Source organism: Rhizobium sp. ZX09 (genome assembly GCF_017357485.1).
GTDB lineage: Bacteria > Pseudomonadota > Alphaproteobacteria > Rhizobiales > Rhizobiaceae > Agrobacterium > Agrobacterium pusense.
This window is the reverse complement of sequence record NZ_CP031364.1, coordinates 1,346,766-1,370,010: the sequence shown is the minus strand read 5'-3', so window position 1 is coordinate 1,370,010 and position 23,245 is coordinate 1,346,766. Positions and strand designations below refer to the sequence as shown.

Genomic DNA, 23,245 nt, shown 5'->3' with positions numbered 1-23,245 from the left:
TTGAGGATTCGCTTTTGATCTCTTCCGCACCACAAGCCTTGAAGCCCCGGAAACGACCGCAGCAACGACGCGCTTCGGCCACCCTCGACGCAATTTTCGAGGCAACCATTCAGCTTTTGGTAAAAAACGGTCTTTCGCAACTTACCACCACACGCGTCGCCGAGCGGGCGGGAGTGTCGGTCGGCACGATGTACCAATATTTCCCCCACAAACAGGCTCTGATCTATGCCGTCAACGAACGTTATCTGGAGCTGCTGGCCGAAAGGATCGAAGCCACTTGCCGCGAATGTCAGGGCAACCGTTCAGGCGACATGATCGAAGCGCTAATCGAAACCTACTGGAAAGCCAAAACCGATAAACCGGATGTTACGCGGGCCCTGTACCGATCTGTCGTGGAGATGGACAACGAGGCATTGATATCTGCCTTCGCGGCACGGACCGACGCGGCAGTTACCACCATGCTCGCAAGCGCTTCCGACAACGACGGTTCCGATGCAAGGTCGAATACGCGCACGCTGGTCACCATCATCTTCGGAGCGGTGCGAAATTCCTTCGAGCGAGGCCATTCCGGCGATGTTGCCGAGGACCTACGCCGACAGCTCGTGATCATGTGTCGAGGTTACCTTGAGAGGCATGTGAGATGACTTCCTCCAGACACCCCTAAATGCGACTTCTGGGCGAGATACGTGTTGATTTCCGCGCAGAAGTGAGCCGGTTTTTCCACCGAGAAGTGAGCCACCTCTGAGTATGGTTTTCTGATCAGGTTTTGGTCAAGGGCTTGGCTTTTCTCCTCTCTTGTGTGCTGCGGCGGCGGAACTGGCTTTGAAGCGGAAGCTGTCGTTTCCTGTTTCCAGGATATGGCAACGATGGGTCAGGCGATCGAGGAGCGCGGTGGTCATTTTGGCATCGCCGAAGACAGATGCCCATTCGCTGAAACTCAGGTTGGTGGTGATGACGACGCTGGTCCGTTCATAAAGCTTGCTCAGCAGGTGGAAGAGCAATGCTCCACCTGAGGCGCTGAATGGCAGATATCCAAGCTCGTCGAGGATGACCAGGTCAAGACGGACCAGGGTCTCGGCGATTTGTCCCGCCTTGCCCTTGGCCTTTTCCTGCTCAAGCGCATTGACCAGTTCGATCGTCGAGAAGAAGCGAACTTTTCTGCGATGATGCTCGATGGCCTGGATGCCGAGGGCTGTCGCGACATGGGTTTTGCCTGTTCCTGGGCCGCCGACAAGCACGACATTGTGCGCTCCATCCATGAACTCACATCGATGCAATTGCCGCACTGTCGCTTCGTTGATCTCGCTGGCGGCGAAGTCAAAGCCGGAAAGATCCTTGTAAGCCGGGAAGCGAGCCGCCTTCATATGATAGGCGATGGAGCGAACCTCGCGCTCGGCCATTTCGGCTTTCAGCAACTGCGACAGAATGGGCACCGCCGCATCGAAAGCCGGGGCCCCTTGTTCGATCAGGTCTGTGACGGCCTGGGCCATACCGTACATCTTCAGGCTTCGCAGCATGATGACAACGGCGGCACTTGCAGGATCATGACGCATGGCGACCTCCTGCGATCCGGACGCGCAGGCCATCATAGCGTTCAACATTTGCCTCAGGTTCACGCCGTAAGGTCAGCGCCGGCGGCGTATCGATACCGGGACCGTCGGTCGTCTTGCCGTCGATCAGCATGTGCAGCAGATTCAGCACATGCGTTTTGGTCGCCACGCCCGCCTCCAGGGCGAGTTCCACGGCTTGCAGGACGGCCTCTTCGTCGTGATGAAGGACAAGGGCGAGGATATCGGCCATCTCACGATCACCGCCGGGACGGCGAAGCATCTGGTCCTGTAGTTGCCGAAAGGCCGAAGGCAATTCCAGGAAGGGCGCACCATTACGCAACGCACCGGGTTTGCGCTGGATGACGGCAAGGTAATGCCGCCAGTCGTAAATCGTTCGCGGCGGCTTGTCGTGACTGCGTTCAATGATCCGCGTATGTTCGCAGAGGATATTGCCCTCGGCTGCAACGACCAGTCGCTCGGGATAAATCCGCAGGCTGACGGGCCGGTTCGCAAAAGACGCAGGCACGCTGTAGCGGTTCCGTTCGAAGGTGATCAGGCATGTCGGTGAGACGCGCTTGCTTTGCTCGACGAAGCCGTCAAAGGCGGCAGGCAACGTCATTAATGCCGCCTTCTCTTCGGCCCAAATGTCGGCGATCGTACCGGGCAAAGTGCCGTGCGGTGTCTCACGCCATAGATCCTGGCAGTGCTGTTCCAGCCAGACGTTCAGTGCCGCCAGATCTGCGAAGGCGGGCATCTGTTGCCACAACCGCGGACGGGCATCCTGGACGTTCTTCTCGACCTGTCCCTTCTCCCAGCCTGCCGATGGATTGCAGAACTCAGGCGCAAAGACGTAATGGTTCGTCATCGCGAGGAAACGGATGTTGACCTGCCGCTCTTTGCCGCGACCGACACGATCGACCGCCGTCTTCATGTTATGGGATGGACGCCTCCCTCCGAACCTTCAGAATGAAAGGCCAACCAAAGGAGGAAGTCATGACATTCGAATTGCTCGCAATCGATCTCGGAAAGTCGTCGTTTCATCTTCACAGCATTGCTCCAGATGGCGCTATTTTGTCGCGCAAGGTCAGCAGATCGAAGTTGGCCGAGACTGTTAACGCACTCGCTCCAAAGACTATCGCTATGGAAGCTTGCGCCAGTGCCCATCACTGGGGACGGCAATTCAAAGATAGCGGGCGAGAGGTCCTGCTCATCAACCCTCGCTTTGTGAAGCCCTTCGTTCGCGGCTCCAAAAACGACGCCGTAGATGCTGCGGCAATTTATGAAGCGGCGACCCGTCCGACCATGCGGTTCGTGCCGGTCAAATCGACCACACAGCAAGACTTTCAGTCGCTGCATAGAGTTAGAGAGCGTATGATCATCCAGCGTACATCGCTGATCAATCATGCACGGGGTCTTCTCGCCGAATATGGCATCGTGTTGCCGCAAGGACCATGGCGTTTTGTATCCCAGGCGCCCGCGGCTGTTGAGAGCGCTGATCTCTCCGATCTCGGGCGCGAGCTATTTCTCGAACTACTCGACCAACTCACCGATGTGAATGACCGAATTGCCAAGATTGATAGGAAGATTAGCGAGATTTGCCGCGAACGAGAGGATTGCCGTCGTTTGTCCGAACTGCCAGGCGTCGGTCCGATCATTGCAACGGCACTCGTTGCTAGCGTTGAGGACGGACGTCACTTTAAATCTGGGCGAGAGCTGGCGGCCTGGATCGGGCTGGTCCCACGACAATACTCGACTGGCGGCAAACCACGGCTTGGCGGAATTGGCCGCCGAGCGAACCATTATCTACGTCGCCAGATGATTCATGGCGCACGTGCAGTTATCAGCCGACTAGCCAGTCACGATGATCGTCGATCTCAATGGCTGAAAGAGCTCGTCTCTCGCCGGGGTTATAACAAAGCGATCGTAGCGCTTGCCAATAAGACCGCGCGGATAGCATGGGCCCTGCTCACACGACAGGAGCGATACGCCGCACAATAGTCATTTGCCAATCGTTGCCGATGAGGCAATGATGAATGCGAGGTAAGAACTGATGGCGTAACGGCGCGGACCGCAGCTTCGGATCCTGATTTACGACAAGGCCATAAAGGTCGATCATGTTATGAGGACAGAGGTAGCGGACTCCCATCAAGGCCAGGAGCGTAATCGCTCCAGCGATAGGCCGGATAGATTCACGCATCCAATGCCGAGTTGCCGCCAAATGTTCTTCTCGCCCGGGAGGCGTCCATAGATTATCGTAGATGCCGCGAGCAGGGACGCCGCCGAACACACGGAAGCCGTGCCAATGGGCGTCAAACAGCATCTCGTGCGTCTGCAGCAGATACGCCCTGACCAAAAACGCGCGACTGTGCGATAGCTTGATATGCGCGACCTGCAGCTTCGTGCGCTCGCCGCCAATGACGGCATAGTCCTCACTCCAATCGAATTGGAATGCTTCGCCTGGGCGGAAAGACAGTGGAACAAATATGCCGCGGCCCGTCGTCTGCTGCTCCCGTTGTCGTTCCGCTCGCCAATCACGGGCGAAGGCGGCAACCCGACCATAGGAGCCGGTAAAGCCGAGAGCCACTAGGTCGGCATGAACCTGCTTCAGTGTTCGTCGCTGTTTGCGCGACTTCCCGGCCTCTGTCTTCAGCCAGGCCGCCAGCTTGTCGGCAAAAGGATCAAGCTTGCTCGGTCGTTCCGGTACGGTGAATGTTGGTTCGATTGTACCAGCGTTCAGATACTTCGCGATCGTGTTCCGCGACAGCCCTGTGCGCCGGCTGATCTCGCGGATCGACTGCTTCTCACGCAGCGCCATCCGACGAATGATATTTAAAAGTCCCATGTGGATCACTCCGTTGCCCCCGTCGCTCTCCGCGTTGGGGGAAGGTTCACATGGCTCAATTCTCAATGGAAATTATGCGCCTAACCGGCTCACTTCTGCGCGGAAATCAACATCGTAGCCGATGATCGCCACGGCACCCGACAGGACGACATGGAAAGCGAAATCCTTCTCGTCCGGCTGGCACAGGACATCGCCGCGCAAAACTTTTCGACGTTCGGCCACCCGTTCGATCCGGGCCAGTTGCGCGTCGGTCAGCCGCGGGTGGTCCCCGGCGAAATCGGGGGATTCGGACATGTCTTCCGGCAGGCGTGACAACTCGTCTTTCGGGTCCCAGCTTTCCGGCCGGGCAGAAACCGGCGCCCATGTCGGCGCGTCAGATGAAACCGCCCCGGCATCGCCGGCGGTTGCAAGCAGGGCGGAGGCCAGTCACTGCGCGTCATGCGCTCCGGTGTGGCGCTGCCCGTTCACAAAGAAGCTGTGGGGTTCATCCACGCCGCTGGTGCGGGCCGATGACATTTAGAATCGCCGGAATAAAGAAGAATGTTGTTCGCGGATTATGGACACTCGTTCATCGATAATTTCTACTCGTGTCTTATAGTGATTAACATAAAGAAAGATACCCTTCTGTCGAGCATCGATCTAAGCTTTCAAAGGGTGATTGACATACCTGAATTTACAGTATTTCGTCCGGATCGCTTGGCTTGTGCTGTTCGGATTTTTCTACGGCCCCGTTGGTGGGCTGATCGCCAATGACTGACTGTTTGTCGGTGGCGTCGCAATCTTCTGAGGTTCTAAATCGAAGGGAATGTCATCAGCACATTGGCGAAATGGAACGATTGATCCCGACCCTTCGCTCTCGGCGCTCGCATCCTTGAACCCCATGAACCAGACCTAGCGGCCACTCGCAGTACCGGACAGATCTGGGAAATTCAGAAGTACACGTCCCAACGTCCGCGAACAGTCACTGCGCAAGAGAAATGATTCACTGCACATTTTTGGAGGTGCACGTCACAAACTGCCTTTGTGGATCGTCATAGGGATGTAACGCTCACTATAGGATACGACTATGACGAATAAGCCCGTAAATCATTACAAGACTGTGCCCAATGTCTTCGTTGCGCTGGAAAAAGTGCACGTTGCTATCGATGAACATGGTCTGGACCGGATGTTACACCATCTCGTCCAGCTCCGTGCATCCCAGCTTAACGGCTGTGCTTATTGCGTGAAGATGCACACGAAGGAAGCCAGAGACGACGGCGAGACCAATGAACGGCTTGATCGCTTGGTGGTTTGGGATCATGTGAGCGACTTTTCCGCCAAGGAACGCGCCGCTCTTGCATGGACGGAAGCGCTGACCCAGATCGAGCGCAAGACCGACTATGGCGCGCTGCGCGCCGAACTGCGCGCGCACTTCAGCGATGCCGAGATCAGCGCGCTCACGACCACTGTTGCGATGATCAATCTGTGGAATCGCATTCAAGTGTCTGCGCACTGACATGGGGGGCGACGCAGACATTTTCGAGACCCGGCGGCCGTTTCTGACTGGTTTGGCTTACCGTATTCTCGGCTCATTCGCGGAAGCGGAAGATGCTGTTCAGGACACATGGCTGAAGTGGCGAAGCGCTGAGCACGGGGCTGTTTCCGATCCCGCGGCTTGGCTGACCACCGCCTGTACGCGCCGTTGCATCGATATGCTGCGCTCGGCGCGCCGCACGCGGATTGACTATGTAGGCGCGTGGCTGCCGGAGCCGATCCAGACGATGACCGAGGAAACGCCGGAAAGCGTAGTGGAACTGTCCGCATCACTCTCTCTCGCCTTCCTGCTCATGCTGGAGCGTCTCGCCCCAAAGGAACGGGCGGCTTTTCTCCTGCGCGAGATCTTCGACCAGTCCTACGAGGATGTCGCCGCTACGCTAGGCGTCCGGGAGGCGGCCTGCCGCAAGCTGGTTTCACGCGCGCGCAGTCGTGTCGGGCGTGCAGAACCGGGTGCGACCGTGCCAAAGGAGCGACAGGACGAACTGCTCGCAGCTTTTCAGACAGCGGTCACGACTGGAATGACCACAGAACTCGCGGCGCTGATGGCAGAGGACATCGAGCTTCGGGCCGATGGCGGCGGCAAGGCCCCAACCTTGCTCATGCCCCTGTTCGGCAAGACGGACGTGCTCAATTTCCTGGGCGAAGCCCTTCATGGCTACTGGCAGGGTTACAGATGGCAGCCCGCCGACATCAACAGTAACCGTGGAGCGCTTGTCTTCGACGGTGCGAACATCGCCGCATCTGTCAGCCTCGCCTGCGACGCGCGAGGTTCACTGAAAGGCGTCTACATCATGCGCAATCCCGACAAACTCGCGCGTCTCGGCGACGCAGAAAAGACTCTTCAATGACGAGGACGGACACGATTTCAACCGCGCCAGGCTGGGGCGATCTGCTTTCCGGCGGCAACCTGATCCGCTCCCTCGCGTTGAGCGGCGGGGTCGCCCTTCATGCGGTCAACCTCTACATTTCGACAACGATCCTGCCGTCCATCGTCCGCGAGATCGGCGGATTGGACTACTACGCCTGGAACACGACGCTGTTTGTCATCGCGTCGATCCTAGGCGCAGCGCTATCCTCTCCGCTCCTTGTCCGCGGAGGGCCGAGGGGCAGCTATCTCGTGGCCACGGTCATCTTTATTGGCGGTACGCTGGTATGCGCCACTGCCAGCACGATGGAAATCATGCTGGTCGGGCGGTTCATCCAGGGCTTCGGTGGCGGCGTATTGCTGGCACTGGCCTATGCCATGGTCCGCCGGGTCTTCGCGGAACCGCTGTGGCCCCGCGCATTGGCGCTTCTGTCCAGCATGTGGGGCATTGCAACCCTTCTCGGTCCAGCGGTCGGTGGAATCTTCGCCGAGATCGGCCTGTGGCGCGGCGCGTTCTTCTTCCTGGTTCCGCTTGCGGGGATCGTTGCTCTCGCGGCAGTCCTCGTCCTACCGGCAAGCGAGGAGGGATCGGGTGAGATGGAGCCGCTGCCTGTCGTGCAGCTTGCTCTGCTGACGCTCGCCGTCTTTGCCGCGTCCTGGGGCGGCGTCGGCGCCGGGATATCGTCAACGGCTGGCGCAATGACGGTGGCTCTGGTTCTGGTCGCACTTATGGTCGTGGCCGAGCGTCGGGCGAAGCACAGACTGCTCCCGGCCGGCACGCTCACACTACTCACAGCGCTCGGCAGCCTCTACGCTGCGTCCGCGCTTCTGGCTGTCACGGTCACCTGCACCGAGATCTTCCTGCCGCTCTTCCTGCAGGAGTTGCATGGCAGCTCGCCTCTTCAAGCCGGCTACATCGCCGCCGTTATGTCAGCGGGTTGGACTGCGGCGGCAATCTATGGGTCCGGGCTTCAGGGTAATCGCCGCATCAGGGCGGTGCACGCAGGGCCGGTTCTATCTCTTGTCTCCATGGGTGTGCTCGGTGTCGTCATACCCTGGCCGAGTGTGGACAGCGATTGGCTTCCGCTCACCCTCATCTGTGCAGCTCTGGTGATCGGCGGAGTAGGCGTCGGCCTTTCCTATCCGCATCTGTCGACTGCTGTGCTGCAGGTGGCGCCAGAGGGCGAGGAAGACAATGCGGCCTCTTCCATCATGACGGTGCAGCTTTGCGCCACGGCATTCGGAGCGGCCTTCGCGGGACTGGTGGTCAATCTTGCGGGGGCGAGCGGCGATGGTGACGGCATGGACACGGCCAATGCGGCCATGTGGCTCTGCATCGCCATGGCGGTGGCTCCGGCGCTCTGTCTTGTCGTCATGAATAGTGCGTCGTTCAGGCAGGCAACTGACAGGTGTCGGTAAGACCTGCTGGAGAACGCGCCTGTGCGCACGTGAGTTGCGAAAACGTTCCAACAACTCATTTGAAGCGCGTTCAAGCAACCAGGGAGACATATCTATGCAGTTGGAAGAAGTGGCTTTCCTGAAGCCAAATACAGACCTGCTTAATCGCCTGCTGCCGGTCGCGCGAGGCGTATTTACCGACACTTTCTCGCAGCGCTACGAGCCAGCCGCGTTCGAGCGTTTTTGTGAGGAAGTGTATCGTCCCGGCGGAACCATGTCGCGGGACTTCAACGCGCCTGGCGTGCGCTGGCTGGTGGGGGTGGCCGCAGGTCAGCCGATCGGCTATGCGAAACTGACCCCGCTCCGCGCGCCTGCCGTTAATCCGGATCCGACAGCGTTGGAGCTGCAGCAACTTTACGTCGTGCGGCAGTGGCATGGTACCGGCGTTGCTGATCGCCTCACGAGTTGGGCTCTCGAAACCGCAGCTACCGAGAATGCACGCGAAGTTTACCTGACGGTCTTTGATCACAACGAGCGTGCCAAGCGATTCTACGCTCGTTACGGCTTTGAAGAGGTAGGACGATGCACGTTTCAGCTCGGCGATCGTGTGGACGACGATCGAATTTGGCGTGTGCGCTTGCCCCGATAGCCTATCGGGTTGCTGTGTCCTTAAAGTCTCTTTGAACGACCGCTAAGTGGGAGCGATAGCCGTGCCCCCCTGCTCAGCATGGAGAGTTAGTCAGATGGCATTTACTCAACCAATCAAGGATGTTGCCGCGTTGACCGACTTCGGGCGGCAGCAGCTTTCCGAACATTTCTTTATGCGCGAGATGTTGTATTCGGAGGTCGGTAATTTTTACGGAATTCCGAATGTTCCCGACGATCCTGAGCTTGCCTTGCAGGTGGGGCGTGCGGTCGCAACGCTGCTGCTGGAGCCGCTAAAACGCGCGTTCGGCCATGTGTCGGTGCGCAGCGGTTACCGCTCTCCAACCCTGAATGCCTTCTGTAACGAACGTTTTCGAGCGGGAGACACCGCCTGCTGGTGTACAGACAATGATCTGAATGCTGCACGCCACATTTGGGACCGGCACGACAGCGATGGGCATCTTGGCGGAACCGTAACCGTTTTCATCCCGGCCTATCTCGAATTTTACAGGAAAACCGAAGACTACCGACCTCTCGCGTGGTGGATTCGCGATCACATAGACGACTATGCCGAGCTGTTCTTCTTTAAGAACCTCTGCGCGTTCAACATCCGTTGGTATGAAGGGGCTTCGGACAAGGCGATCTGGCATCTCGATCCGCCAACGCGCAGTATACTGACCAAACGGGGTATCGACGGGTTTGATGGAGACCACAGTCGGTTCTACCGCTCAATCCTCGACACGCGTGAATAGGAACACTTTCGTATCATTGCGTATCGTTGTCAGGGGAGCGGATCAGCGTGCGCTATATGCGCTACCTGTTTTCCCGACTGGTGCAGAAGTTCGATTATTACGAATCGCGTAATAATGAAGTGCCAACTTTGGGCGTTCTGTCTGAATATCGTCCGTAGCACTCTGCGACTGCGGATCGGGAATGGACCCGGACGACACTCGCAGGAGCGCAGAATGAAGCTTTATCACCATCCGCTGTCGGGCCATTCTCACCGGGCACGGCTCTTCCTTTCGCTGCTCGGCCTGTCTCATGACCTGGTCGAAGTCGATCTCAAGTCGGGCGCACACAAGAAGACGGACTTCCTCGAAATGAACCCGTTCGGCCAAGTCCCCGTCCTTGATGACGATGGTGTCTTCATTTCCGATTCCAACGCGATCCTGGTCTATCTTGCGAGGAAGGCCGCCCGCACCGATTGGCTGCCGGAAGATGCGAAGGGTGCCGCCGCCGTCCAGCGCTGGCTGTCGGTTGCCGCCGGCGAAATCGCCTATGGCCCGGCCGCCGCGCGACTGATCACGGTCTTCGGCGCCAAGTTCAATCCGGAAGAAGTCATCAATCGCGCGCACACGGTACTGGGCAGAATGGAAAGCCAGCTCACCGATCGCGACTGGCTGGTTGGCGACCGCCCGACGATCGCAGACGTCGCCATCTACAGCTATGTGGCACGCGCTCCCGAAGGAAACGTCGATCTTTCGGACTACCCGGCCGTCGGCGCCTTCCTCCGCCGTGTGGAAGCGCTGCCGGGTTTTGTGGATTTCGTCCGCATGCCGGTCGGCCTCGCAGCAGCCTGAACGCGATCGGAGCGCGCCTGCCCGCGCGCTCTGCCACTCCTGGAGGGCGGGACATGCGCGACAAGACACTGCCGACATGGCACGAAGGCGAAAGGCTCCTTCAGGAGAAGGTGGGCGTCGTCGAACGCATGGCCGACGTTGGGCAGCGCGTCGTCCGCGACTACATGCCCGACCAGCATCGCGACTTCTACGCCCATCTCCCCTTGATCGTGCTCGGCAGCGTCGATTCCGGGGATGACGCATGGGCGACCTTCGTCGAGGGCCGTCCCGGCTTCATGTCCTCTCCTTCGCCGGCCGTGCTCGACATTGCGGCGCCGACGGACGCAACCGACCCTGCCAGCGGGGGCATCGCGGACGGCAAGCCGGTCGGTCTGCTCGGCATCGAAATGCATACCCGTCGGCGCAATCGCATGAACGGGTTCGTTTCCGCGATGGAGGACGGCTTTCGCGTCAATGTCGACCAGAGCTTCGGAAACTGTCCACGCTATATCCAACTGCGTGATTTCGCATTCACTCGCGAACCCGGGCAGGCATTCTCGGGCACCATAGAGAACCTTCCCGAATTCGACGGCCCGGCCCGTGCCATGATCAGAAGCGCCGACGCCTTCTTCGTCGCATCCTATGTCGACCGCGAAGACAGGCGGCAGGTGGATGTCTCCCATCGTGGCGGAAATGCCGGTTTCGTCCGTGTCGGGGATGACGGGACGCTGACGATCCCGGACTTCGACGGCAACCTGTTCTTCGCGACGCTCGGCAACATCCTGCTGAACGGCAAGGCGGGGCTGCTTTTCGTGGACTTCACGACAGGCGATATGCTGCAAACGACCGGTGACGCCGAGGTCATTCTGGACTCCCCCGAGATCGCTGCCTTTCAGGGGGCCGAACGACTCTGGGCGTTCAAGCCCCGGCGGATCGTCCGCCGCGCCAATGCCCTGGCTCTGCGTTGGGGCTTCCAAAAGGACGGTTGGTCCCCAAGTACCCTGATGACGGGCAACTGGGCGCAGGCTGCCGACCGGCTGCGCGCGGCTGAACTTGCCAGACAGTGGCGCCCGCTGACTGTTACCAGGATCGTCAAGGAAAGCGAAACGATCCGCTCGTTCCACCTGCAGCCAGGCGATGACGCGGGACTTCTGCCGCATGCCGCCGGGCAACACCTGCCGATTCGCGTGACGCCGCCAGGCCGCGAAAAGCCCGTGATCCGCACCTACTCGCTTTCCGTCGCGCCCTCGGACGGCATCTACCGCATAAGTGTCAAGCGGAACGGACTGGTATCGCAGTTTCTGCATGACAGCGTTGTCGTCGGCGACATAATCGAGGCGCGAGCACCCGCCGGCGGCTTCACCATCGACGCCGGGGCGACACGCCCGGCCGTGCTCGTTGCCGGCGGCGTCGGGATTACGCCACTGCTCGCGATGCTCCGTCACATTGTCTACGAAGGGCTTCGCACGCAGCGCGTTCGTCCCGTCACGCTGTTCCATGCCGCGCGTTCAAAGGCCGAGCGTCCCTTCGAAAAGGAAATAGCCGAACTTGCCGACGCGACGAAAGGCGTGATGCGCGTTGTTCGGGTCCTGAGCGACACCGACGGCGCCGAAATGGGCATCGACTACGATACCGTCGGCAGGATCGACATGGCGCTGCTGACCCGCCACTTGCCGTTCAACGACTACGACTTCTATCTCTGCGGCCCGCCGCAGTTCACCCAGGCGCTTTACGACGGGCTTCGGGGCTACAATATCGCTGACGACCGCATTCATGCCGAGACGTTCGGCCCCTCGTCCCTGAAGAGAGACTCTGACTCGGCCGCGCCTGTGCCGGTTCCGGCCCGCCCACCGCCATCAACCCGACCCGTGCCTGTCGTGTTCACGAACTCGCTGAAGGAGGCGCGCTGGATGCCCGATTCCGGCTCGCTGCTGGAACTGGCGGAAGCGCGCGGCCTCGAACCCGAGTTCAGTTGCCGCGCGGGAACCTGCGGCACATGCCGCACCAAGCTGATCAAGGGCAAGGTAACCTATGTGAAGGAGCCCACCGCGGCGATCGACGAAGGCGAGATCCTGCTCTGCTGCGCCGTCCCTGCAGACCAGAACCGGGGCGGTATCCAGCTTGCTGTCTGAGGGCGGGACTGCTCCACATTCCCGACCTCGATCTTCAGCTTCAGACCGCCTTGACTGTGAACATATGAGAACGTCGTTTCGACAACCAGAGGAGCCAAAAGATGTCTCGTCCCCCCCTTCCCCCTTTCACGGAGCAAAGCGCCGTCGAAAAGGTCCGCCTTGCGGAAGATGGCTGGAATACCCGCGATCCCGCGAAAGTCGCTCTCGCCTATACCTTGGACACGCGGTGGCGCAACCGCGTTGAATTCGTTACAAACCGTGCCGAAGCCGAAGCCTTCCTGACCCGCAAGTGGAATAAGGAACTGGAGTACCGCCTGATCAAGGAGCTCTGGGCCTTCACAGGAAACCGGATCGCAGTGCGCTACGCCTATGAGTATTGCGATGACAGCGGTCAATGGTTCCGCGCCTATGGCAACGAGAACTGGGAATTCGCCGAGGACGGCCTGATGCGAACCCGCCATGCCAGCATCAACGAACGTCCGATCACTGAAGCCGAGCGCAGGTTTCGCTGGCCGCTTGGCCGCCGGCCAGACGGTCACCCTGACCTGAGCGACTTCGGCTTTTAAGGCAATTTCAGCAAAAGTGCGAAGCGGTTTAGTGTCCGAGAATCGCATTAATATAAGAGTTAGCGTGTTTCGCGATCCAAAGAAAAGCGGAAATGCTCTGGATCACGGTCCACGTTTGGGAGAAATCGACCATGACCGGGTTCAAGCTGGACGAGCGCATCCGACTGTCAGTGGAACTCGCGCTCACTGCGACGAGCAACAACTCTCTCTTGCTTCGGAAACAGGAAGCATCCGCACGCGCCATCGGCATGAAGGGAGCAGAGATAGACGTCGCGCGAAGGGGGTTCAGCTTCGATCTCAAGACATCGATGGCGATAGCCCTGGCGCTGGCGGTCTGTGAAGAAAACCGTCAGCGTGCTCTTCGCACAGGACTGTGCGCGCGAAGCTGCGCGGAAATCGAGAAGATGGCCGCGGCATTCCGGCAGTCGAGCTCCTGATCCACAGTCGGTTTCTCATGAAGACTTGCTTCCTTGCCCACGACATCCCTACCATTGTCTCCAGCGCTGGGAGGTAAGCAGTTGGATCGTTGGCAAGCAATGCGAATATTCGTGAAGGTCGCCGAAACCGAGAGTTTTGCAGAAACTGCCCGACACTTGAATATGAGCGCACCTGCAGTGACACGCGCCGTCGCTTCACTCGAGGATCTCATCGGAGCGCGTCTGTTCGTACGAACGACGCGCTCGGTAAAGATGACCGAGACAGGGTCACGCTATTTCGAGGATTGCCGCCGGATTCTTGCGGACATCGCTGAAGCAGAGGCCGCAGCGGGAGGCTCCGATGCCACGCCGACGGGAACGCTTTCCCTGACCGCTTCAGTGTTGTTTGGCCAAATGCATGTGCTTCCGATAGTGATACAATATCTCGACGCTTATCCCGCAATGAAGGCCAAGACCCTTTTCGTTGATCGCCCCGTCAATATTATCGATGAAGGGATCGATGTAGCCGTCCGTATCGGCCGTCTCCCGGACTCGGGTCTTTCGTCCATAAAGGTCGGCACTGTCCGGCGTGTTATCTGCGGATCGCCGGACTATTTCGAGCGTTATGGCATTCCGAATACTCCAGCGGACCTCAAGGATCACCGCATCGCCGTCTCGACAGGCGCCTGGGCCTCGCCTGAATGGCGGTTCGCCAACGAACAGCGCGTGACAATCGATGCCACCCTCCAATGCAATACCAACGAAGCGGCGATCACGTTCGCACGACAAGGCCGGGGGCTGACGAGAGTTCTCCACTACCAGATCGGACCGGCACTTATGGCAGGAGATCTGCAGATCGTACTCAGCGAGTATGAAGAGCCGCCGATGCCCATCCATATCCTGCATCCAGAGGGCAGGTCCGCCTCCGCCAAGGTTCGCGCGTTCGTGGGTATCGCTAAAGCAGTCCTTCGTGAGAACCGTTTCCTCAACTGATTCCTCTTGCGAAGACTTCAGTCCGTGACCTCTCAGGCTTGAGCCGACCTAGCGGGTGCGACGGTACGACGATCTGCATCTGTGACCGTCAGGTTTGTTTCCGAAACCAGTCCAACAGCGTCGTGAGCCGTTCTTTTGCCGGATGGCTCGTGAGGAAGACCGCCCAGTAGGTTGGCCCCGGCAAGGCGATGTCCGACAGCCGCAGGAGCGCGCCTATCTTCAATTGATCTCCGACGAGATGTTCCGAGGCGAGCACGGCTCCCTGACCTGCCAGAGCGGCGTCCAAAGCGTGGACTTCTTCGGAAAATGTCTGGCTGATTTTCGGTGAAGCGCCGTCTGCCCGTGCATGGGCCTGCCACCGCTCCCAGCTCGGCGCATTGGCCACTCCCGATCTCCAGCGATAGTGCAGTAACGGGAGGGCGAGGACTTGATCCGGCGAAAGCAGCTCCGTGCCCGGCAGAAGGGCGGGAGCGCAAACCGGCACGAGGCGGTCAGGAAACAGCCGATGCCATTCGGCATCAGCGCCGGGGCGCTCGGCATAGCGTATCGCCATGTCGATGCCCGAGGCGTGCAAATCCGCGACGCGGTCATCCGCCTCGATGGCAACGCTCAATCCTGTCTCTTCGCGCAGTTGCGGCAGACGAGGCATCAACCACCGGCTGGCAAAAGCCATTGTGACCGAAAGGTGCAGCGGGCCATCCTGACGGTCTGACAACTGCTCAATGGCCGTTGCGATTCGATCGAGGGAGTCCCTGAGCACCGGAAAAAGTTGTTCGCCCGCAGGTGTAAGGCGCACCGGGCGCGGATAGCGCCGAAATAGCTCGACGCCGAGAATCTCCTCCAGTTGTCGCACCTGATGGCTGATAGCCGTCGGTGTCAGATGCAGCTCCTCGGCCGCAGCTGAGAAATGCAGATGCCGGGCCGCTGCCTCGAAGGCTCGCAGGCCGTGGAGCGGTGGAAGCTTTCGCAACTATAGACCTCCCGAGGCTGATCATTGTCCATGATGAATCTGATTCATCCAACCCCTGAGATATACGCTTTGGCCAGCGTTTTCCACGCCTGATAATTCCAACGGCAGACCCAACCATCAATGAAAGGAAAATCGATGAGCTGGCTTTATCTTGGAGCTGCCGTAATCTTTGAAATCTCCGTTGCTATCAGTGCCGGGAAGGCGAAAGGTTTCACGCATATCGGGTGGACCGCCGTAACTCTCGTCAGCGGCGCAATCGCCACCTTCTTCCTCAGTCTCGCGCTGCTCACCTTCGATGTTGGCGTTGGTTACGCCATCTGGACCTCGGTCGCGGGCGTCGGCATTGTCATCCTTGGCGCGCTGTTCTTCGGCCAGCAACTGAACGTGAAGAAGCTGCTTGGGATCGCCCTCGTCATCGGCGGGGTCGTCGGCCTGCGCCTTAGCGGCGCGGCATAACGCTCAATTTTCCTCCATCAATCACTCCCAATCTGAAAGGAAACCGAAATGACAAATGCAATCGAACAACCGCAAAGCAGCGGACGCGCCTGGGCCATGTTGATGCTCGCGAGTGCCTTCGAGATTGGCTATGCGATCAGCGTCGGAGGCAGCCAGGCCTTCACGGTGCTGGGCTGGTCAATCGCCGCACTGCTTTTCTTCCTGCTGACGCTCTATTTCCTCAGCGCTGCGCTGCGGACCATCGACATCGGAATCGGCTACGCTGTATGGGCAGGCATCGGCTCCGTCGGCGCGGCCGCGGCAGGCACCGTCCTTCTCGACCAGCCCCTGACGCTGATGCAGGCATTCTGGCTCGCGGTGATCATCGCCGGCGTCGTCTGGTTGAAGCTCTCCGACAGTCCGAAGCTCCAGGGGGCATCCTGATGGTCGCCGGCGCTTCATCCCGCCTGACGCAGCTCATGGAGGAGGCCGTCGCCTTCTCCATCGAGCATGTCCACGAAGGCGGCATTCCATTCACCGCCTTCGTCGTCGACGGCCACGGCCATATCCTCGGGCGCGGGGTCAACCGTGTGCGGGCCCATCACGATCCCACCGCTCATGCCGAGGTCGAGGCGATACGTGATTCCTGTCGCACGCACGGCACGACCCATCTGACCGGAGCGACGCTGCTCGCGTCGGGAGAGCCCTGCGCGATGTGCTACATCAGCGCGCGTAGTGCAGGCATTTCGCAAGTCTTCTTTGCTGTCGACCGTGACGAGGCCGCTGCGCATGGCTTCGATTATCGCGGCAGCTATCGTCTTTTCGCCGATGACCCTCAAACATGGCAATCGCCTAACGTGAGCAAGCTTGCTGTATCGACGGGATTGAAGCCTTTTCTGGCGTTTCATCCCGAACGGCGGGCTCTATAGGATCGCGGCTTTGCGAACTCAGCCTTCGGACGAAACCTCTGATCCTGACAGCAAGAGACGTGCCCATCGCCTGGTATTGGCAGCTATTCCTCACAACGCTTTGCCTTGTCTTGCGGCCGGGCGGAGTCGGCGAGTCGCTTTTCGTCTTAAGACAGACGACAAGGCCGCAGCGGCGGCGGCCTTGTCCCGATCAGTCATCCCTTTTTCAAACGCTGCATGCCTGCGGCTAGCGTCCAAAGCGCGCGATTAAGGCCGACATTCTGATCAATGCCATTTATGGATCGCGCTTGCGTGCGGCGAATGCGACCATCCGACGCCAGCCGCCGCCCCAGCAAACCGCCTCGGACAAGATTCTCCCGAATGACGTTGAAAGCCGTCCAGGGGTCTTGATGGTTATCCTCGCGGCGGCGCGGGACAATGATCCGATCGGGCCTGATGGGGCTTTCTCCGCTCACTATGCTGGCGCGAGCTTGAGCGCCACGATGCCGACAACGATCAGCGCAACGCCGCCGAGCCGCATCAGGTTGATCGTCTCGCCGAACAGCGCGATGCCGAGCAGCACCGTTCCGGCTGCGCCGATGCCGGTCCATATCGCATAGGCGGTGCCGACCGGCAGAACCTCCAGCACCCGGCCGAGCAGATAGACGAAGGCGGCGAGTAACGCGAGAGACAGGATCGTCCAGCCGGGGCGTGTGTAGCCTTCGGCATATTTCATCGAGATCGCCCAGGCCACGTCGAGAAAGCCGGCGATGATCAGCAGCAGCCATGCAAGACCCTGGCTCATCATTGCATCGCCAGCGGTTCTGCCATCACGACGCCACCTTCATGCCTTCGGCGTGCATCGCCTCCCGTACGGCGGGACGTTCCCCGACCCGAGCCTGGAAATTGCGCAGATGCGGGAAGGCGGCAAGATCGACCTTGGCGAAATCCGACCATCCGACAATGGTGAACAAGTAGGCGTCGGCGGCGGTGAAGGTTTCGCCGAGCAGGAAGGGGCCGGCTGCCGCCAGATGACGCTCAACATGGGCCAGCCGCTGGGCAATCTTGGCACGCGCGACCTCCTGCGCCTGCACGCCATATTCCGGGTGGAACAGCCACGGGCTGAACATCTTGTGGAGTTCGGTGGCGATGAAATTAAGCCAGGATTGCAGCGCCACGCGCTCCGACGTGCCAGCGGCGGGGGCGAGCCCGGAGCCGGGCCTGAGGTCGGCGAGATATTGGACGATTGCGACGCCCTCCGTCAGCACCGAACCGTCGTCGAGGACCAGCGCCGGCACGTAGCCGCTCGGGTTCACGGCCGTATAGTCGTCACCATTTCCAGTGACATGCGGCGATTTCCTGATGTCCACACGCTCCAGATCGAGCGGGACACTGGCTTCGCACGCCACGATATGCGGCGAGAGCGAGCAGGTGCCGGTGGCGTAGTAGAGTTTCATGGTCCAATCTCCTGAAGCTTGTAGCCTGATGTCGAAGCCAATCTAGCGCCAGCGGAAGCGCAAGGCTCATTGGCATTTCGCCAGCGGCGCTTGCGTGACTGCAAGCGAAGAAGATGCTATTCCTGTCAGCATGGACGATTGGAACGAAGTCAGGCTCGTGCTGGCGGTTCAGCGCGCCGGCAGCCTGACGGCGGCGGCGCTAGCGCTCGGCATCGACCACTCCACCGCCTTCCGCCGCCTGAAAGCGCTGGAGGAACGGCTCGGCGTGCGGCTGTTCGAGCGGCTTCCGGCCGGCGCTTATCAGACGACCGAGGCAGGCGCGCGCATGGCTGCCGGCGCCGAGCGCATGGAGGACGAGGCGCTGGCGCTCGACCGAGACATCTCGGGCCGTGATCGTCGTCTGTGCGGACGCCTGAAGGTCACGTCATCCGAGACGCTGGCCTACAGCCGATTGACAACGCATCTCGCTGCGTTCCGGCACGCCCATCCCGGCATCGTCGTGGAACTGGCGATCGACAATCGCGTGCTCAGCCTTTCGCGCCGCGAGGCCGACATCGCGTTGCGGCCGATCCGTCCGAAGGAAGGCGATCTCTGGGGGCGCAAGCTGTCGCGCATCGCCTGGGCGCTCTATGCCAACGCGACCTATCTCGACGCCAACGGTGGCCCGCTCTCAACCGCCAGCGACGTGGATCGCCATGCACTTATCGGCTGGGAGGAACCTGCCTCGGGCATCGCCGCGGCCGACTGGCTTTCGCAGGCAGCCCCCTCGGAGGCGTTCGTTTATCGCACGAACAGCCTTGTCAACCAGCTCGTCGCAGCGAAGGCCGGCATCGGACTGGCGCTGCTGCCCTGTTATCTTGGCGACAGCGAGGCCGGTGTGACAAGAGCCGTGCCGGAGCCGGTCGCCGAATTGAGCGGCGAACTCTGGATCGTCACCCATGCCGATCTCAAGGGGACGGCGCGCGTGCGGGCCTTCTTCGATCTCGTCGGCGAAGGGTTGGCGCGCGAGCGGGAATTGTTTGAGGGTGCGGCCAACTCGTATGCAATGGGCCGCGCTATCGCTACCTGATGTCCTGGAAACGGCAGAATTCCGATCGGTCCCGACGTATATGATCGTACTGCCGATGTCTGGTGCCCTGTCTTCAGGCAGAGCGTGGAGCGGTTGGCATCGCTAGCCGCATGAGCGCTGAAACAAAGACGAACGCCCCCGCCGGAGCGGAGGTCGGACGCATACATTGGATCAGGATGTGAGAACCTTAAAATGGAGGTCCTTAAGCACCCTGATCACCATATTCCTGGCTGGTCAACAGATCGGCAAGTTTCTGCGCTGCGGGCCCAAGTGCCTCGTCCCGACGGTGGGCGACATAAGCGCTGGATTTAATCTCCCCATTGCGGCCCAAGGCGCTGACGTTGAGGCGCACGAGCGTTCCCTGTTCCAAATCCCGTTCAACGAGCCAATAAGGGAGCCGCCCCCAGCCTGCTCTCCCCAGGATGAGATGGTGCTTGGTATCCTGCGTGTTGACGCGGCAGGTCTGTGACGAAACGACTCCGAAGTCTCGGCCCGCCGATATGTCGGACGGATCGGCCAGAACGATCTGGAGATGATCGGCAACATCCATCAGCTCCAGCGGATGGCCCGCATGGCGGAGGGCCAGCGGATGGCTCGAAGCGACGACCGCAACCTGGCTGATGGATATCAGCGGCTCGAACTTTATGCGCGGGTCGCGGAAATCTTCTCCGACCATCACGGCAAGTGTACAACGGCTCTTCCTGAGCGCATCGAGCGGACCACCCATAGCCTCTGACCATACCCGAACGGCGACGGCGGGGTATTCGAGTCGCATCAGTGAGATCGCGCGTGCGACCTCCTGCATGGGAAAGAGCGTGTCGACAGAAATCGCGAGTTCCGTCTCGACGCCATGCGCAAAGCCGCGCGCCTGGGCGCGCAATACGTCCACGCGCAGAATGATGTCGCGTGCGTTGCCGAGCAATACCTTCCCCTGCGGTGTCAAGGCCGGCTTGTACCCGGAACGGTCGAATAGCGCCACGCCGAGTGCGGCTTCGAGGTTGGCGATGGTGGCGCTGACGCCCGATTGGACGCGCGAAAGCTTCTGGGCTGCGGAGCGGAAGCTGCCGCTGTCGGCAATTGTTACGAAAGTCCGGATCTGATCGAGTGTAAGGGCATCCAGCATGATCTTTCCTTGTGATCGTCTATATCATTTTTATATCACTTATTTCGCTCATCCATTTCATGCAACCTTTCGCTCAATGAAATCAATGAGAGGTCAACGAGATGACGAAGGTGCTGGTGCTTTACTATTCCTCTTACGGGCATATCGAGACGATGGCTTCGGCCGTGGCTAATGGCGCGCGTGAGGCGGGTGCGACGGTGGCGATCAGGCGGGTGCCTGAGCTTGTTCCCGAAGCGGTTGCTGCAAAGTCCGGATACAAGGACGACCAGTCCGCGCCCGTCGCAACGGTGGCCGAACTCGCGGATTATGACGCCATCATCATCGGAACGCCGACCCGCTTCGGCAATATGGCGTCCCAGATGAAGAACTTTCTCGACCAGACCGGCGGGCTCTGGTTCGAGGACAAGCTGGTCGGAAAAGTAGGCAGCGTCTTCACCTCGACCGGCAGCCAGCATGGCGGGCAGGAAACAACGATTCTGTCCACCCAGACCGTTCTGTTCCACCTCGGCATGATCATTGTCGGCTTGCCCTACAGCTTCAAGGGCCAGATGCGGATGGACGAAATCACCGGCTGCTCGCCCTATGGTGCATCGACGCTGGCCGATGATGGTCAGGGAGGGCACCGTGAGGTCAGTGAAAACGAGCTGGAGGGCGCGCGCTTCCAGGGTCGCCATGTCGCCGGGATCGCGGCCGCCCTCGTGGCCGGGTACGCGGCAAGGGGCTCGTGATGGACACGCCATCAACAACGAAAGCAGTGTCTACGCACTGGACCGCCGTGTTCGTCATCGTCGGCAGCGGGATTGCAGCCGCCTTGCAGGTTGGCAAGGCGGCGATTGCAGCGCCCCTGTTGCAGAACGATTTTGGAATCGGGCTGACGGCGATCGGCTGGCTGACTGGAATATTTGCGCTCATCGGCCTTGTCGGCGGCATTCCGACCGGGGCGTTTGTCGCGCGTTTCGGTGCACGGCGCATCCTCATCATCGGGCTTTTGGTCACGACAGCCGGCGCGGCCCTTGGCGCGGCGGTACCGGGACTGCCCAGCCTGTTTACCGGCCGCATTATCGAAGGGGCGGGTTTCCTACTGGTGACGGTCGCGGCGCCTTCATTGCTCCAGGAGGTTACGCGACCTGCTGATCGTGATCTGGCCTTCGCCCTCTGGAGCTGCTTCATGCCAATCGGCATGGCGGCGGCGATGCTGGTGGGGCCGTTCTTCGAGGACTGGCGGACAATGTGGTGGGCGAGCGGCGCGCTGGCGCTGGCCATCTGCATCGCCGTTCCACTTGTCATTCCGGCCGGCGGGCAAGGCCAGATCATGTCCTGGAACAGCTTGCGCCGCGACAGCATGACCGTGGCACGCGACCGGGGCGCTGTGGGGTTGGCGATCACCATTGCGCTTTACAGCATGATGTTCTTCGCGGTCTTCAGCTTCCTGCCGGTGCTGCTGATGGAGCGGTTACAGGTGACGCACCAGACGGCAGGACTGCTCAGCGCACTGGCCTCGGCCGTGAACGTCATCGGCAATCTGACGGCGGGTCTGCTCCTCTCCAGGGGCTTTAGCCGCCCGGCGCTCCTGATCACCGCGTGCCTCGTTATGGGACTGACCAGCTTCGGGATCTTTCTCCCCGTGCTGCCGGACGGTGCGGCCTTCGGCCTGTGCCTGTTGTTCTCGACTGTCGGCGGTGTGATCCCGGCGATCCTGCTGTCCTCCGCGCCACTCGTGGCGCCAGCGGCAGGGTTGGTTCCGGTCGTTCTGGGTCTGATCATTCAAGGCAGCAATCTCGGTCAGATTCTTGGCCCGACAGCCATCGGCGGCGCACTGGATCGGTTCGGCTGGTATTCAGCCGCCTACATCGTGGCGGGCACGGCGGTGATCGCCGTGCTCGTGGTGGCCTCGACGCTCAGGCGGGTCGGGGCACAGCGGGTAAGCTTCGGGATGGGAGAGCACTGATGAGCATCGAATTCAACCACACGATCCTGGCGACGCAAGACGCACACGGCTCTGCCCTGTTTCTGGCTGAAATGCTTGGGCTCCAGCCGCCGCGCAGATGGGGGCCATTCTGGATGGTCACCACCGACAATGGCGTCAACCTCGACTATATGGATGTGGGCCATGCCGTCGTTCCGCAGCATTACGCGTTCCTCGTCGATGACACGAGTTTCGACGCTTTGCATGACCGGCTCGACAAGCGGAGCTTGCCTTACTGGGCCGATCCCCAACGGCGGAAGCCGGGGATGAACAACCACGATGGCGGCCACGGGCTCTATTTCAACGATCTCAACGGGCATCTGCTCGAAGTGATAACCCGTCCCTACGGTAGCGGCGGCTGGAACCCATGACCGATGATCGCGGAAAGCCTCTCTCGCAGAGGCCGAAAGTTCGGCAGATCCTGGAAACCGCCATCTACGTGCAGGACGTCGCGCGCGCTGCGCAGTTTTATGACCGCGTTTTCGGCTTTCCCGATCTGGTGTGCAACGAACGCGTCGTCGCCTATGACGCCGGGAACGCAACTGTTCTGCTGCTGTTCAAGCGCGGCGCAACGCTCGTTGACCTGGTACTGCCGGGTGGGACCATTCCCTATCACGACGGCACCGGACCGTCCCATTTTTGCTTTGCCATCGACCCGGATGCATTGCCCGGCTGGGAAAACCATCTGGAGGCGCAGGGCATCGTGATCGAAGCGCGGATGCACTGGGAACTGGGCGGAACCAGTATCTACTTTCGTGATCCCGACGATCACCTGATCGAACTGGGGACGCCGGGTATCTGGCGAACCTTCTAGA

At 60.2% G+C, this 23,245-nt stretch carries 25 protein-coding genes and 3 pseudogenes; 20 read left to right on the top strand and 8 right to left on the bottom strand.

What is annotated here, in order from left to right:
- The first annotated feature begins 14 nt into the window (after nt 1–14).
- A complete protein-coding gene (locus BTN45_RS21015; protein ID WP_151558795.1) occupies nt 15–644 on the top strand; it encodes a TetR/AcrR family transcriptional regulator in 630 nt (209 codons plus the stop codon).
- A gap of 126 nt (nt 645–770) precedes the next feature.
- Here BTN45_RS21015 and istB read toward each other — a convergent pair whose 3' ends face one another.
- Nucleotides 771–1,553, bottom strand: coding sequence for an IS21-like element helper ATPase IstB (gene istB, locus BTN45_RS21010; protein ID WP_111785441.1), 783 nt, complete (start codon nt 1,551–1,553; stop codon nt 771–773).
- Nucleotides 1,543–2,484: pseudogene (locus BTN45_RS21005) on the bottom strand (IS21 family transposase); the annotation flags it as partial. The gene istB and the pseudogene BTN45_RS21005, both read right to left, overlap by 11 nt.
- Nucleotides 2,485–2,618: 134 nt before the next feature.
- Here BTN45_RS21005 and BTN45_RS21000 point away from each other — a divergent pair.
- Nucleotides 2,619–3,594: pseudogene (locus BTN45_RS21000) on the top strand (IS110 family transposase).
- Nucleotides 3,595–3,789: 195 nt separating this feature from the next.
- On the opposite strand, the pseudogene istA reads toward BTN45_RS21000, so the two are convergent.
- A pseudogene (gene istA, locus BTN45_RS20995) lies at nt 3,790–4,392 on the bottom strand (IS21 family transposase); the annotation flags it as partial.
- Nucleotides 4,393–4,464: 72 nt separating this feature from the next.
- On the bottom strand, nt 4,465–4,686 hold the full coding sequence (locus BTN45_RS20990) for a hypothetical protein (RefSeq protein ID WP_207590860.1): 222 nt from the start codon (nt 4,684–4,686) through the stop codon (nt 4,465–4,467).
- 772 nt (nt 4,687–5,458) lie between these two features.
- Between BTN45_RS20990 and BTN45_RS20985 the strand changes: the two genes are divergently transcribed.
- The 10 genes from BTN45_RS20985 to BTN45_RS20940 all read left to right on the top strand — a co-directional run bounded on the left by BTN45_RS20985 (nt 5,459) and on the right by BTN45_RS20940 (nt 14,502).
- The gene (locus BTN45_RS20985; RefSeq protein WP_109989429.1) at nt 5,459–5,887 is read left to right on the top strand and encodes a carboxymuconolactone decarboxylase family protein; all 429 of its coding nucleotides are present in this window, start codon (nt 5,459–5,461) and stop codon (nt 5,885–5,887) included.
- 1 nt (nt 5,888) lies between these two features.
- Nucleotides 5,889–6,776: an RNA polymerase sigma factor SigJ gene (gene sigJ / locus BTN45_RS20980; RefSeq protein WP_151558448.1), complete on the top strand. Its 888-nt coding sequence runs from the start codon at nt 5,889–5,891 to the stop codon at nt 6,774–6,776.
- On the top strand, nt 6,773–8,212 hold the full coding sequence (locus tag BTN45_RS20975; protein ID WP_207590859.1) for an MFS transporter: 1,440 nt from the start codon (nt 6,773–6,775) through the stop codon (nt 8,210–8,212). The genes sigJ and BTN45_RS20975 overlap by 4 nt, the downstream gene beginning before the upstream one ends.
- A 94-nt stretch (nt 8,213–8,306) precedes the next feature.
- On the top strand, nt 8,307–8,840 hold the full coding sequence (locus tag BTN45_RS20970; protein WP_125270196.1) for a GNAT family N-acetyltransferase: 534 nt from the start codon (nt 8,307–8,309) through the stop codon (nt 8,838–8,840).
- 94 nt (nt 8,841–8,934) lie between these two features.
- Complete coding sequence (locus BTN45_RS20965; RefSeq protein ID WP_207590858.1) at nt 8,935–9,588, top strand: hypothetical protein; 654 nt, start codon at nt 8,935–8,937, stop codon at nt 9,586–9,588.
- Between the two features lie 213 nt (nt 9,589–9,801).
- The gene (locus BTN45_RS20960) at nt 9,802–10,416 is read left to right on the top strand and encodes a glutathione S-transferase (RefSeq protein ID WP_207590857.1); all 615 of its coding nucleotides are present in this window, start codon (nt 9,802–9,804) and stop codon (nt 10,414–10,416) included.
- A 53-nt stretch (nt 10,417–10,469) separates the two neighbouring features.
- Nucleotides 10,470–12,527 (top strand): pyridoxamine 5'-phosphate oxidase family protein, encoded by a 2,058-nt coding sequence (locus tag BTN45_RS20955; protein WP_207590855.1) that lies wholly within the window; start codon nt 10,470–10,472, stop codon nt 12,525–12,527.
- A gap of 101 nt (nt 12,528–12,628) precedes the next feature.
- On the top strand, nt 12,629–13,093 hold the full coding sequence (locus BTN45_RS20950) for a nuclear transport factor 2 family protein (protein ID WP_109989436.1): 465 nt from the start codon (nt 12,629–12,631) through the stop codon (nt 13,091–13,093).
- 131 nt (nt 13,094–13,224) lie between these two features.
- Nucleotides 13,225–13,530 carry a hypothetical protein gene (locus BTN45_RS20945; RefSeq protein WP_246751717.1) on the top strand — a complete coding sequence of 102 codons (306 nt, stop codon included), beginning with the start codon at nt 13,225–13,227 and terminating at the stop codon, nt 13,528–13,530.
- An 81-nt stretch (nt 13,531–13,611) separates the two neighbouring features.
- Complete coding sequence (locus BTN45_RS20940; protein WP_151558457.1) at nt 13,612–14,502, top strand: LysR family transcriptional regulator; 891 nt, start codon at nt 13,612–13,614, stop codon at nt 14,500–14,502.
- Between the two features lie 88 nt (nt 14,503–14,590).
- Here BTN45_RS20940 and BTN45_RS26660 read toward each other — a convergent pair whose 3' ends face one another.
- The gene (locus BTN45_RS26660; RefSeq protein WP_207590853.1) at nt 14,591–15,472 is read right to left on the bottom strand and encodes a LysR substrate-binding domain-containing protein; all 882 of its coding nucleotides are present in this window, start codon (nt 15,470–15,472) and stop codon (nt 14,591–14,593) included.
- A 135-nt stretch (nt 15,473–15,607) separates the two neighbouring features.
- Here BTN45_RS26660 and BTN45_RS20930 point away from each other — a divergent pair, with 135 nt between their 5' ends.
- From BTN45_RS20930 to BTN45_RS20920, 3 genes are read left to right on the top strand one after another with little or no spacing between them, the layout of a single operon-like run.
- Nucleotides 15,608–15,928, top strand: coding sequence for a multidrug efflux SMR transporter (locus BTN45_RS20930; RefSeq protein WP_207590851.1), 321 nt, complete (start codon nt 15,608–15,610; stop codon nt 15,926–15,928).
- Nucleotides 15,929–15,976: 48 nt separating this feature from the next.
- Nucleotides 15,977–16,351 carry an SMR family transporter gene (locus tag BTN45_RS20925; RefSeq protein ID WP_207590850.1) on the top strand — a complete coding sequence of 125 codons (375 nt, stop codon included), beginning with the start codon at nt 15,977–15,979 and terminating at the stop codon, nt 16,349–16,351.
- Nucleotides 16,351–16,836: a nucleoside deaminase gene (locus tag BTN45_RS20920; RefSeq protein WP_207590849.1), complete on the top strand. Its 486-nt coding sequence runs from the start codon at nt 16,351–16,353 to the stop codon at nt 16,834–16,836. The genes BTN45_RS20925 and BTN45_RS20920 overlap by 1 nt, the downstream gene beginning before the upstream one ends.
- Nucleotides 16,837–17,290: 454 nt before the next feature.
- Here BTN45_RS20920 and BTN45_RS20915 read toward each other — a convergent pair whose 3' ends face one another.
- Together BTN45_RS20915 and gstA are read right to left on the bottom strand one after the other, a co-directional pair.
- Nucleotides 17,291–17,620, bottom strand: coding sequence for a multidrug efflux SMR transporter (locus BTN45_RS20915; protein ID WP_207590848.1), 330 nt, complete (start codon nt 17,618–17,620; stop codon nt 17,291–17,293).
- Nucleotides 17,621–17,645: 25 nt separating this feature from the next.
- A complete protein-coding gene (gstA, locus tag BTN45_RS20910) occupies nt 17,646–18,272 on the bottom strand; it encodes a glutathione transferase GstA (RefSeq protein ID WP_139976372.1) in 627 nt (208 codons plus the stop codon).
- Nucleotides 18,273–18,366: 94 nt separating this feature from the next.
- On the opposite strand from gstA, the gene BTN45_RS20905 reads away from it, so the two are divergent.
- A complete protein-coding gene (locus BTN45_RS20905) occupies nt 18,367–19,341 on the top strand; it encodes a LysR family transcriptional regulator (protein WP_246751716.1) in 975 nt (324 codons plus the stop codon).
- Nucleotides 19,342–19,543: 202 nt separating this feature from the next.
- Here BTN45_RS20905 and BTN45_RS20900 read toward each other — a convergent pair whose 3' ends face one another.
- Nucleotides 19,544–20,464, bottom strand: coding sequence for a LysR family transcriptional regulator (locus BTN45_RS20900; protein ID WP_207590847.1), 921 nt, complete (start codon nt 20,462–20,464; stop codon nt 19,544–19,546).
- A 101-nt stretch (nt 20,465–20,565) separates the two neighbouring features.
- On the opposite strand from BTN45_RS20900, the gene wrbA reads away from it, so the two are divergent.
- The 4 genes from wrbA to BTN45_RS20880 are packed head-to-tail and all read left to right on the top strand — an operon-like array spanning nt 20,566 to nt 23,244.
- Nucleotides 20,566–21,192: an NAD(P)H:quinone oxidoreductase gene (gene wrbA, locus BTN45_RS20895; RefSeq protein ID WP_207590846.1), complete on the top strand. Its 627-nt coding sequence runs from the start codon at nt 20,566–20,568 to the stop codon at nt 21,190–21,192.
- Entirely contained in the window at nt 21,192–22,412 is a 1,221-nt protein-coding gene (locus tag BTN45_RS20890) for an MFS transporter (protein ID WP_139976375.1), read from the top strand. The genes wrbA and BTN45_RS20890 overlap by 1 nt, the downstream gene beginning before the upstream one ends.
- A complete protein-coding gene (locus BTN45_RS20885; protein ID WP_109989447.1) occupies nt 22,412–22,801 on the top strand; it encodes a VOC family protein in 390 nt (129 codons plus the stop codon). Before BTN45_RS20890 ends, BTN45_RS20885 begins: the two co-directional genes overlap by 1 nt.
- Nucleotides 22,798–23,244, top strand: a complete 447-nt coding sequence (locus BTN45_RS20880) for a VOC family protein (protein ID WP_109989448.1) — start codon at nt 22,798–22,800, stop codon at nt 23,242–23,244. Before BTN45_RS20885 ends, BTN45_RS20880 begins: the two co-directional genes overlap by 4 nt.
- The last annotated feature ends 1 nt before the right edge of the window (nt 23,245 follow it).